Origin of the sequence: Fusibacter paucivorans, assembly GCF_018390735.1 — a bacterium.
Lineage (GTDB): Bacteria > Bacillota > Clostridia > Peptostreptococcales > Acidaminobacteraceae > Fusibacter > Fusibacter paucivorans.
The window spans coordinates 15,211-32,438 of the sequence record NZ_JAHBCL010000012.1 but is presented as its reverse complement, the minus strand read 5'-3'; the positions used below and the strand labels follow the sequence as shown (position 1 = coordinate 32,438).

The 17,228-nt window shown below is 41.8% G+C and carries 16 protein-coding genes; 12 read left to right on the top strand and 4 right to left on the bottom strand.

The features are described 5' to 3' along the window. The 4 genes from KHM83_RS08155 to KHM83_RS08140 all read left to right on the top strand — a co-directional run bounded on the left by KHM83_RS08155 (position 1) and on the right by KHM83_RS08140 (position 5,114). Positions 1 to 1,809: a CHASE2 domain-containing protein gene (locus KHM83_RS08155; RefSeq protein WP_213236508.1), complete on the top strand. Its 1,809-nt coding sequence runs from the start codon at positions 1 to 3 to the stop codon at positions 1,807 to 1,809. Beyond that, positions 1,790 to 2,644 (top strand): MBL fold metallo-hydrolase, encoded by an 855-nt coding sequence (locus KHM83_RS08150; protein ID WP_213236507.1) that lies wholly within the window; start codon positions 1,790 to 1,792, stop codon positions 2,642 to 2,644. The genes KHM83_RS08155 and KHM83_RS08150 overlap by 20 nt, the downstream gene beginning before the upstream one ends. 12 nt (positions 2,645 to 2,656) lie before the next feature. Then, on the top strand, positions 2,657 to 4,147 hold the full coding sequence (locus tag KHM83_RS08145) for an HD family phosphohydrolase (protein WP_213236506.1): 1,491 nt from the start codon (positions 2,657 to 2,659) through the stop codon (positions 4,145 to 4,147). A gap of 166 nt (positions 4,148 to 4,313) precedes the next feature. Continuing rightward, on the top strand, positions 4,314 to 5,114 hold the full coding sequence (locus KHM83_RS08140) for a TIGR00266 family protein (protein WP_213236505.1): 801 nt from the start codon (positions 4,314 to 4,316) through the stop codon (positions 5,112 to 5,114). A gap of 115 nt (positions 5,115 to 5,229) precedes the next feature. Here the strand turns inward: KHM83_RS08140 and KHM83_RS08135 are convergent, their stop codons facing one another. Then, positions 5,230 to 5,484, bottom strand: a complete 255-nt coding sequence (locus KHM83_RS08135) for a hypothetical protein (protein ID WP_213236504.1) — start codon at positions 5,482 to 5,484, stop codon at positions 5,230 to 5,232. A 130-nt stretch (positions 5,485 to 5,614) separates the two neighbouring features. Here KHM83_RS08135 and KHM83_RS08130 point away from each other — a divergent pair, with 130 nt between their 5' ends. From KHM83_RS08130 to KHM83_RS08110, 5 genes are all read left to right on the top strand, one after another. Beyond that, positions 5,615 to 6,475, top strand: a complete 861-nt coding sequence (locus tag KHM83_RS08130) for a phosphatase PAP2 family protein (RefSeq protein ID WP_213236503.1) — start codon at positions 5,615 to 5,617, stop codon at positions 6,473 to 6,475. A gap of 8 nt (positions 6,476 to 6,483) precedes the next feature. Next, positions 6,484 to 7,182 carry a YkgJ family cysteine cluster protein gene (locus KHM83_RS08125; protein ID WP_213236502.1) on the top strand — a complete coding sequence of 233 codons (699 nt, stop codon included), beginning with the start codon at positions 6,484 to 6,486 and terminating at the stop codon, positions 7,180 to 7,182. A 280-nt stretch (positions 7,183 to 7,462) separates the two neighbouring features. Then, positions 7,463 to 8,572, top strand: a complete 1,110-nt coding sequence (locus tag KHM83_RS08120; protein WP_213236501.1) for a hypothetical protein — start codon at positions 7,463 to 7,465, stop codon at positions 8,570 to 8,572. A gap of 64 nt (positions 8,573 to 8,636) precedes the next feature. Next, a complete protein-coding gene (locus KHM83_RS08115; RefSeq protein ID WP_213236500.1) occupies positions 8,637 to 9,305 on the top strand; it encodes a sigma factor in 669 nt (222 codons plus the stop codon). Next, positions 9,292 to 10,746 (top strand): anti-sigma factor domain-containing protein, encoded by a 1,455-nt coding sequence (locus KHM83_RS08110; RefSeq protein WP_213236499.1) that lies wholly within the window; start codon positions 9,292 to 9,294, stop codon positions 10,744 to 10,746. Before KHM83_RS08115 ends, KHM83_RS08110 begins: the two co-directional genes overlap by 14 nt. Before the next feature lie 278 nt (positions 10,747 to 11,024). On the opposite strand, the gene proC is transcribed toward KHM83_RS08110, so the two are convergent. Then, positions 11,025 to 11,834, bottom strand: a complete 810-nt coding sequence (proC, locus tag KHM83_RS08105) for a pyrroline-5-carboxylate reductase (RefSeq protein ID WP_213236498.1) — start codon at positions 11,832 to 11,834, stop codon at positions 11,025 to 11,027. Positions 11,835 to 11,969: 135 nt separating this feature from the next. Between proC and KHM83_RS08100 the strand changes: the two genes are divergently transcribed. Both KHM83_RS08100 and KHM83_RS08095 read left to right on the top strand, forming a co-directional pair. Continuing rightward, entirely contained in the window at positions 11,970 to 12,428 is a 459-nt protein-coding gene (locus KHM83_RS08100) for a DUF6557 family protein (RefSeq protein WP_213236497.1), read from the top strand. 87 nt (positions 12,429 to 12,515) lie between these two features. Next, positions 12,516 to 13,727, top strand: coding sequence for an MFS transporter (locus KHM83_RS08095; protein ID WP_213236496.1), 1,212 nt, complete (start codon positions 12,516 to 12,518; stop codon positions 13,725 to 13,727). Between the two features lie 135 nt (positions 13,728 to 13,862). Here KHM83_RS08095 and KHM83_RS08090 read toward each other — a convergent pair whose 3' ends face one another. Next, positions 13,863 to 14,531 carry a hypothetical protein gene (locus KHM83_RS08090; protein ID WP_213236495.1) on the bottom strand — a complete coding sequence of 223 codons (669 nt, stop codon included), beginning with the start codon at positions 14,529 to 14,531 and terminating at the stop codon, positions 13,863 to 13,865. A gap of 135 nt (positions 14,532 to 14,666) precedes the next feature. Between KHM83_RS08090 and pdxR the strand changes: the two genes are divergently transcribed. Next, positions 14,667 to 16,061 (top strand): MocR-like pyridoxine biosynthesis transcription factor PdxR, encoded by a 1,395-nt coding sequence (pdxR, locus tag KHM83_RS08085; protein WP_213236494.1) that lies wholly within the window; start codon positions 14,667 to 14,669, stop codon positions 16,059 to 16,061. Positions 16,062 to 16,063: 2 nt separating this feature from the next. Here the strand turns inward: pdxR and KHM83_RS08080 are convergent, their stop codons facing one another. Beyond that, a complete protein-coding gene (locus KHM83_RS08080) occupies positions 16,064 to 16,945 on the bottom strand; it encodes an LCP family protein (RefSeq protein WP_213236493.1) in 882 nt (293 codons plus the stop codon). Positions 16,946 to 17,228: the final 283 nt, after the last annotated feature.

Genomic DNA, 17,228 nt, shown 5'->3' with positions numbered 1-17,228 from the left:
ATGAAAAAAAAGTGGATCATTATTCTCATCGTCGCTGCCTTTGTGATGATTTCCGATGCCAAAGGTTTGTTCGACAATTATGAAAACCAGCTGTATGACAGCTATTTTCAAGGTGAGAATGAAACAGATGACCGCATTGTCATCGTTGCTATTGATGATACATCAATCAATATGCTGGGACAATGGCCGTTTGACCGATCATATCACGGTGAACTCATTGACATCATATCGCAGGGCAATCCCGCAGCGATTGGCATCGACCTCTTGTTTGATTCCTATTCGAATGCAGCATCAGATGAGATTTTAACGACATCCATTGAAGCTGCCGGCAACGTCGTTATGGCTGAACAAGTCAAGTATACACCAAAGATCAATGGTTACAAACAGGGAAGTGATACGCTTGTCAGGCAGTTTCCAGAGCTGTTGACAGGCGCTGTCGAAGGGCATATTAATACGTATCCGGACGGAGACCGTGTCATTCGAAAGACGACGCTCTTTGCACCCCAGTTTGTCATTGATGATGCCAGTTACAACTATTTGCCAAGTTTTGCCTATCAGCTCTTTAAGACTTATACAGAAAATGCAGATATTTCAGATGCAGAGCGAAGTACCTTCGAAGACAGCTTGACGAAGTATGCCGAGGAAGGCAAATCCTATTTTATTGATTACAAGGGGATGCCAAGGCAATATGATAATATTCCCTATGCACTTGTTTATAATGAAATGATACCGCCAAGTTATTTTGAGGACAAAATTGTTTTAATTGGGCCATACGCCAACGGCCTCCTAGACGAGTACATCACGCCCGTCGTTCAGGAACAGCCAATGTTCGGGGTTGAAATTCACGCGAATATTCTGCAAAATCTCTTTGATGACAGCTTAAAGACACAAGCGCCGGAAGTGTTTAACCTCGTGACAATTCTCGTATTGGCAATACTGACATTTTTTATTTCAGAACGTTTTTCGCCGCTTAAAGGGCTTAGCATTCTCATACTTATCGCCGTGGGTTACTTGTTCATCGGTAAAAAAGTCTACGAGCAGGGGTATGTGCTTGAACTCTTTTATCCGCTCTTAACAATGGGTATTCTGTATGTAACGGCTTTGGCCTACCACTATTTGGAGCAATTGAACGAGAAACGACGCATTCGATCGCTCTTTGGACGCTATGTTGCACCTCAGGTTGTCAATAAGATTTTAGAGGATTCTGACAGCATCAACCTCGGTGGTGAAAGACGGTTTATTTCAGTGCTTTTCGTTGATATTAGAGGATTTACACCGCTTTCAGAACGATGTGAGCCGGAAGAGATCGTTGAAATTCTCAACAGCTATCTGGATCTATGCGAACAGTCCATTTTTACGAATAAAGGCACGCTGGATAAATTCATTGGTGATGCGACTATGGCAATCTACAACGCGCCGCTGGAGCTTGAAGATCACGCTTTTTATGCGGTCAAAACTGCTTGGGATATGAAACAAGGGGCTGCACTTTTAAAAGAAGGGCTGCTGGAGCGCTTTGGCAAAACAGTCGATTTTGGCATCGGTGTCAATACCGGCTATGCGGTTGTCGGCAATATTGGATCAAAACGCCGAATGGATTATACTGCCATCGGAGATACTGTCAATACATCTGCGCGTCTTGAATCAAATGCTAAGCCAGGGCAAATACTAATTAGTCAGACGACCTATGATCTCGTTAAAGAGCGTGTTGATGTCAAACCGCTTGGTGAGATCAAGGTGAAGGGTAAGGAGACAATGATACCAATCTACGAAGTGGAGGGGATACGTTCAGATGACACCAAATCAAATTAAAGTAAAATTTTTAGGCGTAAGAGGTTCATACAATTTATCCAATGCAACCATTAATAAGTATGGCGGCAATACGAGCTGCGTACAAATCGAAACAGCAAACGATGTTGTTTTCATTGATGCTGGGACTGGTATTACAAAGGTTGACGATATCTTTGAGTCGAAGCGGATTCATCTATTGCTGACGCATTATCACTGGGATCATATTATTGGACTGCCTTTCTTTTCGACACTTTATACCCATCCTCATCAGTTGTATGTTAAAGGATTTAAGCCGGAAAATTATTCGCTCACTGATGCGATGAAGTTATTGTTTAATCCACCCTTTTGCCCAATTGGCTGGCAGTCTGTTGCCAATCGTATGGTGATTGAAGAAGTTCCTATGCAGGGTGCTTTTATGATTGGCGATATTGAGGTGAAGCATGTACCGATCATGCATCCCGGCGGCGCTGTCGGTTACCGTTTCGATTTTAAAGGTGTTAGTATTTGTCTTTTGACTGATATTGAGCTCAGTCCCGAATTTCAGACTTACGAAAGTGATTTTGAACACATAAAAGCATTTGTTGAAGACGTTGACGTCATGGTAATGGATGCCGCGATGACCGATGATGAGTACTACGGCAATGAAGGCAGTCGAAAAGTCGGCTGGGGACACTCAACGATTAACGAATGCATTAAGCTGGCAAAAGCAGCCAATGTTAAGGCAACTTATATCACACATTATTTGCCGTACCGCAAAGATCGCACGAACGATGCGTTGATAACGCTGATCTCTAAGGATCATGAGGGCATTTTCTTTGCAGCAGAGGATTCTGAGCTCATCTTTGAGGCGCATTGAAAGGATAACACTATGGTCAACACGAAGATAAATGACTACTATGAAAAGCTTATTAAAGTGGGCATGGCATTAACAGCAGAGAAAGACTACAATCGTCTGCTGGAACTCATTTTGACCGAGATGCGTAAAATTGCCAATGCAGATGGTGGAACCCTGTATATTTTAACGGAAGGCCAATTATGTCATAAAATTATGCAGAATGTTTCAATGAATGTCTTTTTGGGAGGCGGCGGTGAAAGTATTGGCTTTGCTCCTATTGTTATGGATGAAGCCAATATTTCAGCCTATGCGGCAATTCATCAGACTGCTGTCAACATCCCCGATGTCTATCATACCAATCTCTTTGATTTTTCCGGACCTAAAAATTTTGATAAAGAAACAGGTTATGTTACAAAGTCGATGATGGCCGTGCCGCTGATTAATCGCTCAGATGAAGTGATTGGTGTTGTTCAGCTAATCAATGCCATTGAAGAGGGAGAACTCGTTCCGTTTAATAAAGAAATCGAGAAAATATGCCTTGCACTTTCTTCGCAAGCGGGGGTCGCTCTTGAAAACATGCAGTATGTTGAGAATATTCGCGGTCTATTCGATTCTTTTGTCAAAGTGCTGGTGACTGCCGTCGAGGAAAGAACGCCATATAATGCCAATCACTCTCGTAATGTGGCCGTCTTTGTAGAACGATTTGCCAAAGCGATTAATACTTGGCAGGAAGGGCCTTATGCAGGTACTTTTTTTGATGAAGAGCACATTAAAAGACTCGTTATGGCAGCATGGGTGCATGATATTGGCAAGGTAACGGTCCCGGAAAACGTCATGAACAAACCGACGAGGCTGGCATCGGAATTTGACATTGTTTCAAAGCAAATCGAGCTCATTGAAGCGAAAATTAATGAACGCTATTATCAGGCGCTGATTGAACCGGACACTGTACAGGCGACAGCACGAGAACTTTGGGAAATGGATTTGGCATTTATCAAACACGCGCGGGAAATTGTCCAAAAGGTCAATGAACCGAGTACTTTTGTCGATGAGACACTTTTGCGCGATATTGATGAGATTTATATGCGCCACTTTATTGGCGTTGAAGAATCGCTCTTAACGGATAAAGCATATGAATTTCTCAGAATTCAGCGCGGAACGCTAACGCATGAAGAGCGTACCATTATGGAAAACCATGTTGTGACGACTGAAAAAATGCTTTCAAAAATGACATTTCCAAAAGATCTTAAAGAAGTGCCGTGCTGGGCAGTTAATCACCACGAATTCCTTGATGGCTCAGGCTATTCCAGAGGACTGAAAGGCGATGAAATTTCGACAGAAGTCAGAATGCTGACCATTATTGATATTTACGATGCACTGACGGCAACAGACAGACCTTACAAAAAGGGGATGCCGCCAGAACGTGCCTTTATGATTTTGGGCAACATGGTAAAAGAAGGCAAGCTCGATGGTGAGCTGTTGAAAATTTTCGAACATACGGATGCATGGCAGTTTAAGAATTAAAAGGTTATTCTGACAAATGAACGGATTATCTGTGAGCATTTTAACTAAAATTTAAGCATTTCAAAATGTGTTGATAATGCATGTTCGATACAATGGATTTAGTGAAAGTAAAAAGCGGCGGTTTGGGTCGCATGGATTCTAAAAAAAGATGATAAGGGGAAAACATATGAGAGCACATGAAGTCGATTATAAATTATTTGGTGACGATCTTCAATTTGTTGAGATCGAGCTTGATCCAAAAGAGAGTGTTATTGCAGAAGCGGGCGCGATGATGTACATGGATGCGCCGATTACGATGGACGCGATTTTTGGTGATGGCGTTGAGCGCAGTGACGGTCTAATGGGAAAACTCATGGGTGCGGGCAAACGCATAATTACAGGAGAAAGTCTTTTTATGACGCAGTTTACGAATGAGGGCAGCGGCAAACAGCGCGTCGCTTTTGCAGCGCCGTACCCTGGTAAAATTATTCCCATTGATTTAATGGACTATAATGGTCGATTGGTATGTCAGAAAGATGCTTTCCTATGTTCAGCAAAGGGAATTTCTATGGATATTGCTTTTCAAAAACGCATTGGCGTGGGTTTCTTTGGTGGTGAAGGCTTTATTATGGAAAAGCTTGAAGGTGATGGATTGGCTTTCTTAAATGCCGGTGGAACCATTATCCAGCGTGAACTTGCACCAGGCGAAGTGATAAAAATAGACACAGGCTGTCTTGTGGCGCTTACGGATCGCGTCGATTACAATATTGAAATGGTGAAGGGAATTAAAAGCGCCGTATTTGGCGGTGAAGGTTTATTCCTTGCAACACTTCGAGGTCCAGGTCACGTTTGGCTCCAATCACTGCCTTTTAGCAGAATGGCAGATCGAATTCTCTCTAATGCGAGAGCGCATGGCGGCAAAAGCACAGGTGAAGGCAGCGCGCTGGATTTATTGGGAGGCCTTGGCAACTTGCTTGATGGTAAATAATGAATCTTTTGATTAAAATAAAAACCGGCGACACAATAGGTGTGCGCCGGTTTTAAAACGTGTGTATATCAGATTCGTTCATTATTATGATGTAAAGATTCAGCGATCTGCAAAGCTACGGCTTATCGACGGTCTCCTTTTGTTTGGGTTCAAAGAATGAAAGGATTACAGATAGAATGAGCAGTGCAATCGAAAAATATATTTCTGCGTGGTGCTTCTCGACAGGGCAGACATTGGGCGGCAAATTAGCGGTCCCCATCCTAATCATAATAAATGTATAGAGAGACATTGCAATGGCGACGAGAAAGATCGCGTCGGATATTTTCTTAATTCGAGATTGTTTGGTATAATACATAAGTAAGCGTTTCATAGAGTGTCCTTTCAAATAGAAACCATTTAACGAATGGTATAATACATGTTAGGTGTCTTTAAAACAGTCTATCATTTACATCACGCAGAGACAACTGTATGATCGCGAAATAATCATCAAAGGAGTAGACATGCAGATAGAAATTGAAATGATCAAGTGGCTGCAAAGCTTTGCAACACCTCAACTAGATAGAGTATTTGAATGGGTTACTATGCTGGGAGAAGATACAATTTACATTTTTATTCTGACACTGCTGTATTGGTGTATTGACAAGCAGCTTGCCAGAAGGCTTTTACTTGGACTTTCCTTATCCGTTTGGGTAAACGGCCTGATTAAGACCGTATTGAATATTCCGAGGCCTATTGGTGTTGAAGGGATTCGAAGTTTACGGATTGAAACGGCAAATGGTGCTGCTTTTCCCAGTGGGCACACGCAGACGATTGCAACTTTTATGTGGCTCATTGGACATGAAGCCAAGCGTCGATGGGTATATGTCTTAGGTATTCTGTTAACACTTGCCGTTGGCATATCGAGACTTTACTTAGGTGTGCACTGGCCTAAGGATATCCTTGGCGGTATAATACTGGCAATTATAATTGGACAGATTGCTATTGTCATTAATCGAAATATCGAACAAATGGGACATTATATGCCGCTTTTTATCACGTTGATACTGGCATTGGCCTCACTGTTTTTGTATCGGGATATTGCTTATTTAAAAACGGTTGCGATGCTCTCAGGTTTTGTCATTGGTTATGCGCTTGAAGAGAATTTTGTGAATTTTGATGTGCGCGGAAGCGGGGATCAGCAATTGTTCAAATATATGATTGGCATCGCAGGCATTATTGGCATACAGGTTGGTTTGAAGCTGATTCTGCCATACACGGCACCATTTATTTTTGCGCGTTATTTTTTAATGATGGTATGGGGACTCTATTTGGCGCCGCAACTTTTTGTTGTGCTTAGACTGTCACGCCATCGCATCTTTTAGGAGGTTTGATGGAACATCAGAAAGCGATTGTCTATGCGCGTGAGAATGGGCTGTTTGAGCAACTGGAAAAAATATATGCGCAAGTTCCGCAATGCAGTGGCTGTATTGGCTGTAAGGCCTGCTGCTCCGAATCCGTTGATACAACATATATTGAATTCCTCTATGTCCTCAATCGTTATTATCCAATGTATGAGGACTTAGCTTCTCTGCCGGATGGTATTCGGGGACGCTTGTTGAAATTCACACTTTTTGAATTGGCTATTCCACAGAAATGCCCTTTTTTAAATGAAGAAGGGCGTTGTGAGATCTATGAGGCGAGACCGTTGGCATGCCGTGTTTACGGAACGCTGTCACGTTCTGATTATGAAGCAAATTACGAAGCAGTTGTCCGTCAGAACCTCGAGATGGGCAAAGTGCTTCAAAAGGAAAACGGGATTATGCCGCATCGGGCATTGATGCTGCGTAAAATTCCCTATTGTGAACATGTTGCCGTCTCAGCACATGTGACGCCGGCGATGCAAACATCATGGCAAAATGAGCGCATTAATCTTGATGGAAAGTTGTACTTTGAGCATTTAATGTCAATGAAACGGCTTAATGGTAATCTAGTAGGGCACTTTTTTACGGAGGATCGTATTTTAGATAAATTGCCGGAGACACTGATACCATCACTTCGGATCAGTATACTTGAAGCGCTTCAAAAGTAGAGGTGCTATTTAGATCAGTACGATCTATTTGAAAGATTCCAAATAATTATTTATATTTGGGATTTTTTTATTTTTTGTCACCGAAAATAATAAGTATTTCCGTATAACATGGTGTCAAAACAATTGAAGCGATTGCATCATTCAAATTTTAATCCTTTTGCCATAGTGGGCACATCCTTCGTGAGATGGGAATTTACCAAATTGTCGTGAAGGAGCAACTTGAGGATATGATGCAATTGCCTTGATTAATCAAAGTAAAATATGATCAAGGGAGGCAACGATGAAAAAAATATTAAAAACAACATTGGTAATGGGCATTATAGTATCGCTCGCTGCACCGACTTTTGCCGGGAACGGGAATGCCAATGGCAATGGCAACAGTGCAGCCAAAGTGAATGGTAGTACGTGGAAGACGCAGCTTCAGAATGAAATAAAAGTAAATGAAAAACTGGAACTCAAAATTCATGAAAATACTATTTTGGATGACGATGAAGACCAAGATGATGACGATGTGATTTACAGTGGGTTACCTTATGGTTTGTTTAAAAAGGAAGTCCTGCCTTATGGTCTTTCCAAACGAGAAATATTACCTTTTGGATTGGCAAAACAAGTTGACGGCTATTGGGACAATGGATTGTATCAACTAGATGCAGAAGCACTGATTGATAAAACGGAAACGCTTATTGAAACGGCTAATGATACTTATGATGCTTTTGAAGACAGTGATTATACAGAAGAACTCAATGCGCTTTCTGATGCAATTAATGATGCAGAGGATGCAATTGATTTACTGGAAGATGCCATTGATCAGGTTGCCCAGGGTGAAAGTGTGTCTCTGACAGCTTTGACAGATGCCTTTAGAACACTTCAGCAAGCCGTGTCGGTATTTAGTGATTTGGAAGTGGTAGATGAGGATGCCGTTGCCGCTTTAACGGAACAAATTAAATCAATTGAAGACGTTTTAAATGGTTCGGTTTATGGTGAAGTTCAGGGAATATACCCAACAGATGCAGATGAGGATCTCTTAGCTTATATTGAAGAAATTGAGGCAGCAATGGATGAAGGACTGACTTATTCGGAGTACTTGATTTACAGTCGAAACCTCACAAAGCTCTATGATGCCTTTCTTGATAGTAGATATGCTGTCGAAGATGAAATTGCCGGGTACAATGAGATCGTTTCAGATTATCAAGATGAGGTTGCAGCATGGTTGACAGCCGGAGAAATCAACGACACTGATATTGCAGTTATCAGCACAGCGTTTTACGATTATTATAAAACAGTAATGCTGACGCCAACACTTGACGTGGAGGCGCTTGTAGCAGCTGCTTCACTTGATCAGCGTCTCGAACGTATCGAAACAGCACGTGACGCGCTATTGACTGAATAATGCCGCTGCATTGCAGACACTGTGCAAATGACGTATAATGGCTTCAGTATGGAGGATTCTTTTCATGAATAATCACTCGATTATTGAGGCAAAGCACAATATAACAGTTCGCAATCAAGTTATTTCAGATAAAACCCCCTTTGTCATTTACATGGTTTCACAAACGATGGGACGTTATGTCGAAACAGAAAACGATATTGAATTTCTCGTTGGACTTGAAGCGTTGAATGAAGCCATTGATAAGTACGATGTACAAAAAGGCGCATTTGAAAGTTTTGCAGGTGTCGTCATTAAGAATCGCGTACTGGATACACTGCGGCAATCGTCAAAACATCAAAAGACGATGACTTTTCAAGAAGATTTTGAAGTGACAGCGGTTGAAGATCAACTGGATTTAAAAATAGAATTAAATGAATTTCGGGCACTGCTAAAACAATACCGATTGGATTTCGACAGCATGGCGGTCAAATCACCAGCGCATCGAGATACGCGTGTTAGAGCACTAAAATGTGCCGGTCGGCTCTCAAAAATGACGGCCATTGTAGCCGCGATCCAATCAACCCTTAAATTACCAATTGCGATGCTTGTTAAACAGAAACTTGAAACAAGACGTTTTTTATATGCTCATCAACGGTACATTCTATTTGCCAGCTTGGCATTTATTTATCATTTTTCTCAAATAACATCGTGGATCGACGAGGTGATAGGAGGTGAGCGCGATGAAATACTATAAAGGACGTGTGATGGCGATAGAAACAGATGTTGCATACGTTTTTTCCAATGATGGCAGAATCGTGCGAATCCAAAAACTTGGTGATATGCATCTGGGTCAGCCCGTCATGTTCACAGACAATGATATTGTTTATCGCAAAGCGCGTTTACCAAAATTGTGGCGTGCTTACGCAGCGGTACCGGCGCTGCTGTTATGTTTAATGGCAGGCATGTTTCAGTTTAATGCGGTACAAGTGTACGCAGCACTCGCAGTAGATATTAATCCAAGCATGACACTGCTGCTTAACCGCGAGGCTAAAATCCTTCGAATAGAAGCACACAATGAGGATGCAGAAGATTTATTGGCAACCGTAGAGCCATTAAAGGGTAAGACGGCAGTCGATGCAGTTGGGACCATTATTAAGGCCTCCGATGCGCTCTATTTAACCCCGGCAAATGATGATGTTTTTTTAGCTGCAACGGTTTTGAAAAATGGTTTTTCAGCGGAGCCGGATCGACTCCTTGATGAAATTGTCGCCGATGCCGAACAAACGGTATTTGAAGAAGATGTCTCGATTTATACAGCAACACTGAATGCTGATGTATACCATGTATCAAAGGATGAAAATATTTCGATGACATCCTATGTCTTAACACATGATAATGCGGCGATACCTGCTCAAGATTCCTCAGAATCGGAAATGCAAGTGCAAACGCCACAGGCAAGCGATACGGCCTTAGAGCATGCCAACGAGCATGCAAGTATGTTTATACAGACTAAAATTCCACGAAAGTCAAATGGGAAGAAAGTCAAGGATGTTGATGATGATTTACAGGAACCCCTTGATATGAATAATGTCCGTGATGAATCGTCAAAACCAGACAACGGCAAGGATCGTGATAACAACGGCAATAGTCAAAGCAATGTAGACAATCATGGAAAAGGCAACGGTCAAGACAACGCAGATGATCCAGCGAACGCTAACGGTCAAGGCAACGCCAATAATCCAGCGAACGCTAACGGTCAAGACAACGCAGATGATCCAGCGAACGCTAACGGTCAAGGCAACGCCAATAATCCAGCGAATGCTAACAGTCAAGGCAACGCCGATAGTCCAGCGAACGCTAATGGTCAAGGCAACGCCAATAATCCAGCGAATGCTAACGGTCAAGGCAACGCCAATAATCCAGCGAATGCTAACGGTCAAGGCAACGCCGATAGTCCAGCGAACGCTAACGGTCAAGGCAACACCGATAGTCCAGGAAACGGCAGTGACAATCAACAGAAAAATGGACAGAATAACACTGATGATCTAAAGCGTGAGTCTACAGAAGAGGATGCTGATTCGACAAAACACTCGAAAGGACAAGGCGAAGTAAATGGACGTCAAGAGAACGACGGTGAACGCAACGAAAAGCGTCCCGATAAAAACGCTGATAAAGGCAACACGCATAACAATTGATTGATAGAATCAGTTAAGCCGTAGTTGAGGTGATTTTACTATTTAAATGACAATCCTTTTACTGCAATCGATTTGTTTTTTGTAAGATGGTAAATTAACCTATTATGTAAAGAATCAACGTAAGGCGATCATGCTATTTTTTTAGTTGAGTGATTTTTCTCATCATTAGATTAATATAAAAAGCGCTTATTAACTGTTTAACAGCTAATAAGCGCTTTATTGCGTTAAGCGCGAGTGGCGAGATTAAATATATGAGATCGTACTCAGCGCCGTTTGTCCTACTTTTTTGACATTGTCTCAGAAACGTCAGCGCAAGCGACCATTGCCTTGATGACACCATGCCTAAAACCGGATTCTTCAAGTTTGGCAACTGCCTCAATCGTCGTGCCGCCAGGGGAAGTGACCATGTCCTTAAGTGCACCGGGATGCATTTTTGTTTCCAAAAGCATTTGTGCAGATCCAAGCATTGTTTGAGCAGCCATCAAGTAGGCTTTGTCTCTAGGTAAACCAAGTTTAACGCCTGCATCTCCCATTGCTTCAAGCATCATAAACATGTAGGCAGGTGAGGAGCCTTGAACGGCAATACAGGCGTGTACCAGCGATTCATTGAGAACCTCGACGAGGCCAACGGATTCAAAGAGTTTCTTAACAGTTTGACAGGAGGGTTCGTCTTCTGAGACGTCAGTAAAAATAACACTCATGCCGGCACCAACCTGTGCGGGAGTATTCGGCATGACGCGATAAAGTTTTACCGGATCATCAAAGTACTGTTTGAGTGTTTGGGTGCTGACACCTGCTGCGACGGAAATGACAATATGGTTGTCAGTAAACAAAGTGCGCAATGGGGTAATGACAGCATCAATCATATAGGGTTTAACGGCAATAATAACAATTTCAGACTGCTGAACGATGAGTGCATTATCAAGTGTTGCCGCAATGCCAAATCGCGATTGAAGTTCTCGAATAGTTTTTTCACTTCTCGCACTGGCAATAATGTGCTCTGTCTTATACAAGCCGCTGTTGATAAATCCCCCGATAATAGCTTTTGCAATGTTGCCGCCGCCTAAAAAGCCAACTTTATATTTCATAAATCTATTAGAGCTCCCTTCCGTAATTAATCATAAAAATATTGTAACATTTTATCACCCTAATTTCAGTATTTAATTGCAGAATAAAGTAGTGTATAATGGTGTGGAATTAAAATGAATATTGAGAGGTTCTACATGACTTTAAAACAAATTTTGAAACTTACAGAGAAAGCGGCGATAATGGAAGAGCTCATATCGCTTTATCCTGAATGCCTGCCATATAAAGCTGAACTTGAACGAGTGATTAACTATATTAATGAGACGCCGGCTTTCACATTTGAAGCGTTTGAAATACACATTGCCTTGATGGATCCGTCGGTAATGACGGATTTTGAAGACGATATTGATGAGGATGCATACCTTGTCGTATCCGGCTATGCGAGAGAAGAAGACATGGATTTCACGCTTGGATTTACCAAATGGGAAGAGTGGTCGAATGCAGAAATATTAATTGAAGAAGATATTCTCATATCAAATGAAACGCTGGCAGCTGTCTGCTTATATGAAATGACCGTTTATGGATATGATCAAGAAACAATTGCCAGAGAATTTATTGCGATTGAAAGTGGTTTATCTGCTGAAATGTTTCACTGAATAAACCGAATACAGATATTTAAAGATATTATGCAATTGCAACCTTTAAATAATTTGTAAAAAATAGTTTCTGAATGGAGCGGTTTTATGATAGATCGGGTGAAACAAATATTTTGGGAACCATATCGCGGATTGCCTCTACAAGTCTATGCTATTTTTTTTGCACGGCTTATTAATGCTGTGGGCCTTTTTGTTCACCCACTGCTCACATTGATTTTTACACGCAAAATTGGACTTTCCGAAGCAGAGGCGGGGATTTATGTTTCCATTAGTGGTATTATTATTGCCGTTTCAAGCCTGATCGGCGGCAAGGTTAGTGATCGTTACGGTCGAAAAGTGATTATTTGTATTAGTGACGGGTTGGCAGCCGTTGCTATTGCGGCATGTTCGCTGTTTCCTGTGAGCATGTTAACCGTTTATCTGATCATGGTGGCCAATTTCTTTATCGGTTTTTCAGATCCCTCACACAATGCGTTAATTGCAGATGTAACGGAACCAGAAGATAGAGCGAGGGCTTATTCATTAACCTATTTGGGATTCAACGTCGGTTTTGTCATAGGGCCAGCGCTCGGTAGTCTACTCTTTGAAAACCATTTAAAATGGCTCTTTTTAGGAGATGGTCTTACGCTGCTCATAGCAGTTGGGCTCATTGTATTGTTTGTAAAAGAAATTCACCACGAAGCACCTTCTGAGGCGGCTATTGAAGGTTCGATTATCAAGGTCTTAAAGGCAGTTCCCATTTTGCTCGTCTTCTCGCTGATCTTAATGTTCTATAACATTGTCTATTCTCAATGGGGATTTCTGCTTCCGATTACAGCGGCTGACAGATTTTCAAATGGTGTTTGGCTGTATGGCATTCTCGCTAGTTTCAATGGTCTTGTCGTCATTTTAATGACGCCAATAATTACAGCGAGACTTTCGAAAATTACCAACACAGGTAGAATTTTCATTGGCGGGATATTCTACACAGTAGGATTTGCGAGTTTTGCTTATCCAATCGGCATTTTCGGTATGGCGGTCGGTGTCGTTATTCTAACCTTGGGTGAGATTATGGTTACCATCAGTTATATGCCGTACATTATTGCGCGAACGCCTTCGTCTCATCGCGGTAGGATGAGTGCTGTTCTGCCGATCATTATCGGTGCCGGGTATACGATTGGACCGTTGGCATCAGGAACTTTAGTGGAGCACTTTGGCGTTGATGCAACGTGGCAGATTATCGGCGGCATAATGCTGTTCAGCACGTTGTGCATGTATTTTTTTGCACGTTATGACCGCAGACAAATGATGTCACTATAAGTTTGAATAATTTAAAACGCAACATAAAAAATGAGATGATTTCCAAGCAAACAAAACCATTGGGACACAATGTCCCATTCGGTGGAAGCTGATGACTGGAGAACATCTCTTTTTTATTGGTCAATGGCTAATGATTCAACATTCAAAAACCTGTTTTAATTCAGTTATGGATTCAGGTGAAGTTATTTTAATGCGTTTTTCAAGTGTCATTAAATGTGCTTCAATTAATGCTGTATTAATTATTGGAGGTGCGTAAACCGTAAAAATGGCATCACGTGTTTTGGCTGTGATTTTACTTCTAGAATCAGGGCCGCGCAGAATACTTGAGAAGACGCCTTGCGCATCATACAAAATGAGATCGTTTTTGGTAGCAGTGACCTCTTTTCCTGAAATCGACTGATAATGCTCATTTCCGAATGCGATACTGAGCGATAGCGGGGGCGTTAAGCAGCTCAAATCGTGACCGGCAGTGAGCAGCATTGTTTCAATTTCGGTAAAAAACATCGATTGAAGCAATGCGGTTTTAGCATTTCTGGGTGGTTTGCCGCTGATGATAGATTCAAGCTGCGGCAATAGATGATAGCTTTGTTTAAACTGCTTGTAATAGGTGACGTAGGCATTTATGGGTGCAATAGCTTTTAAAGCGGGTCGATTAAGACCGTCATATTTTGCTCTGATGGTCTGGTAAAATGTTTCGTTGTCTGTTTCGTTCTGAGACGCTGAAACATCTATGTTTTTGATAACCAGAATACCAATCTTAGTCCCTGGATATTGTACGGGGACTTTTTGATCGAATTTTAACATCGTTAGACCTCCTCTTTCATTGAAAACCGTCCTTTTGACTTTTTCATAGCATTTGTTATTATTATAAAGTGAACACTGGAGTGAATAAAGTGCCAGTTTGATATGGTTTTTACAGTACCAGTTTGGAGGCTTTGTATGTGGGGAATTACAGTGAATCGAGATGATGAAATGACGCTTTCGCGTCAGATCTTTACAGCATTTAGAGATCAAATATTAGCGGGGGAGCTTGAACAAGGTGAAATACTGCCATCGACGAGAGCACTTTCAATTGACTTAGGTGTTTCGAGAAATACGGTTTCGGAAGCTTATGAAATGCTTTGGACTGAGGGGTTTATTGTTACACAACAGGGAGCGCAATCACGTGTCGCCGATGGACTTGTCATAACACGAAATGTTCCAGAAGCAGTTCAGAAGCCCATAGCGATGAAACAAGTACCAATTGAATGGCATTTTAAAACGGGACAGCCAGATCTTTCGCTTTTCCCAAAGACTCAATGGCGTAAAATGATTCGTGAAGCTGTCGATGATTTTTCAACGCCGGATTTAACGTATAGCGGTCCCAAAGGTTACGAACCTTTATGTGAAGCCATTTCGAAATGGCTGATGAGAAGTCGGAATATGCATGTGCCCATAGAGGATATTTTTATTACTGCCGGTGCAACGCAAGCTTTCTTTCTACTTGTAGAAATATTAAAGCGAGAAGGCTGTGCATTTGCACTTGAAAATCCTTCACACCCGGCGATGCGAACTGCTGTAACCGATTCTGGTTCTATGATTCAATGGATGACGGTAACGCAAAGCGGCATTGAGACAACTGCTTTAAAAAAAGTGCCCATTGCCGCTGTTTATACGACACCGTCGCATCAGTTTCCGCTTGGCGGCATATTACAAGCTTCAACACGTGCGGAGCTTATTCGTTTAGCGGCAGAATGCGATTTTTATATTATTGAAGATGATTACGATAGCGAATACCGTTATTTTGGCGCCCCCATTAGTCCGATTTATGCAATGGATGCATCACGTGTGATTTATGTCGGGACATTTAGCAAAACATTGTTTCCGGCACTTCGAATAGGTTTCGCAGTGATTCCGAAATCGCTCCAGACGAAATGGCGGCATTTTAGGAATTACTTAGATGTGCAGAATCCAATTTTGGAGCAGATGGCATTAGCAAAGTTTTTGAATACGCGAAAAATGGATAAGCATATTCAACATATGCGTCGTATTTATGCGGCAAAACGGCAGATCCTTTTAGAGGCAATTGAAGAACAGTTTGATTGTCAGGTATTGCCGTGGGGAGATGCTTCTGGTTTGCATTTAGCACTTCAATTTCCAGGTCATGCTTTTAATGATCATTTTATTGAAAGGTGTCGAATGCGGGGATTATTTGTTCAGACAGTTCAGCAGTATTGCACAAGTGAGTTGCAGCATCAGGATAAACTGCTGCTGGGATATGGTCATTTAAGGGAGACGACAATAAAAGAAGGCATTGCTGTTTTAAAAGAAATGATACAGCAAATGCCTTCATAATGTCAATTAACGGTTACTATTTGATGCTGCTGTGCTTCATTTGATTCCGCTTTTGCAGGCATGCCGTTATAGATGTCCAACATCATTTGGCGGGTGGCGTCTGCATCATAATAGTAATAACTGAGACCGTCTGATCCTGTTCCGATGGACTTTGCCGGCAAGGTATGCATGTGAATCTTTGCATCATTGATGCCTAGCATGCCAATGGTGTAAAGCATACCATCAGGGATGGATAAATCAGTCTCGACTTCTTTGATCGCACCAGAGACGATATAAGGTAATTTGGGACCAATTGCCTTTTTAGCAGCGGCGGCGATAAAGGCTTGTTGTCGCCCAATTCGCTGAATATCACCCTCTCGAATTTTACCATCGTTTGATTTCCTGAATCGGAGATAGCCGATAGCGTTGTCACCGGTAATGACTTGTGGCCCTGCTTTAAAATCAATGTGGAGAGGAGGGGTTGCATAAAGATCATCATATTGCATGTCAAAAGGAACGTCGATTTCAACGCCGCCGAGCAAATCGACGATTGATTTGACGGCATCGTAATTGACGGTGACAGTATGATTGATCTCGATTCCGAGGATATTGGAAATTGCATGGGATACGCCATCAACGCCCCCAACATCTTTAAAACCGTATACGGCATTGAGCTTTTTTTGTCCAAGCTTCGTCTTGCCATCTGTTGGATAATACGTATCACGTGGAATGGCAATAACATCGACTGCGTTGTCGCGAGTCGACATGGAGACGAGGAGCATCGTATCTGTTCGCGTGCCTTCAATTCCCAAAACCAATATGTTAATGCGATCGTTATAAAAGACTGCAATTGCAGTTATAATGGCGATCAAAATGAGTATCGCCAGGATTATTTTTCGTTTCATAAGAACCTTCAAAGTCATACAAGATATGGCATGATAGCCATCCGAATGATAGTATAGACCTTTTTCGTGATAAATCAAGTTTATTGTTATGACATTTTGATGACAGTTTAAAAACTGTATTTCAGCACATGTGTGAAATTACATAAACTTTACATTGGCATAACTTCAAATTGATGACACTATATGAACGCTTACGCTATAATTTAGATACATCCTAGATGTGAAAACTTTATCGGTTTTCAAATTACCTCTATGGTAAACATCCTACAAATGAAAATCTCAG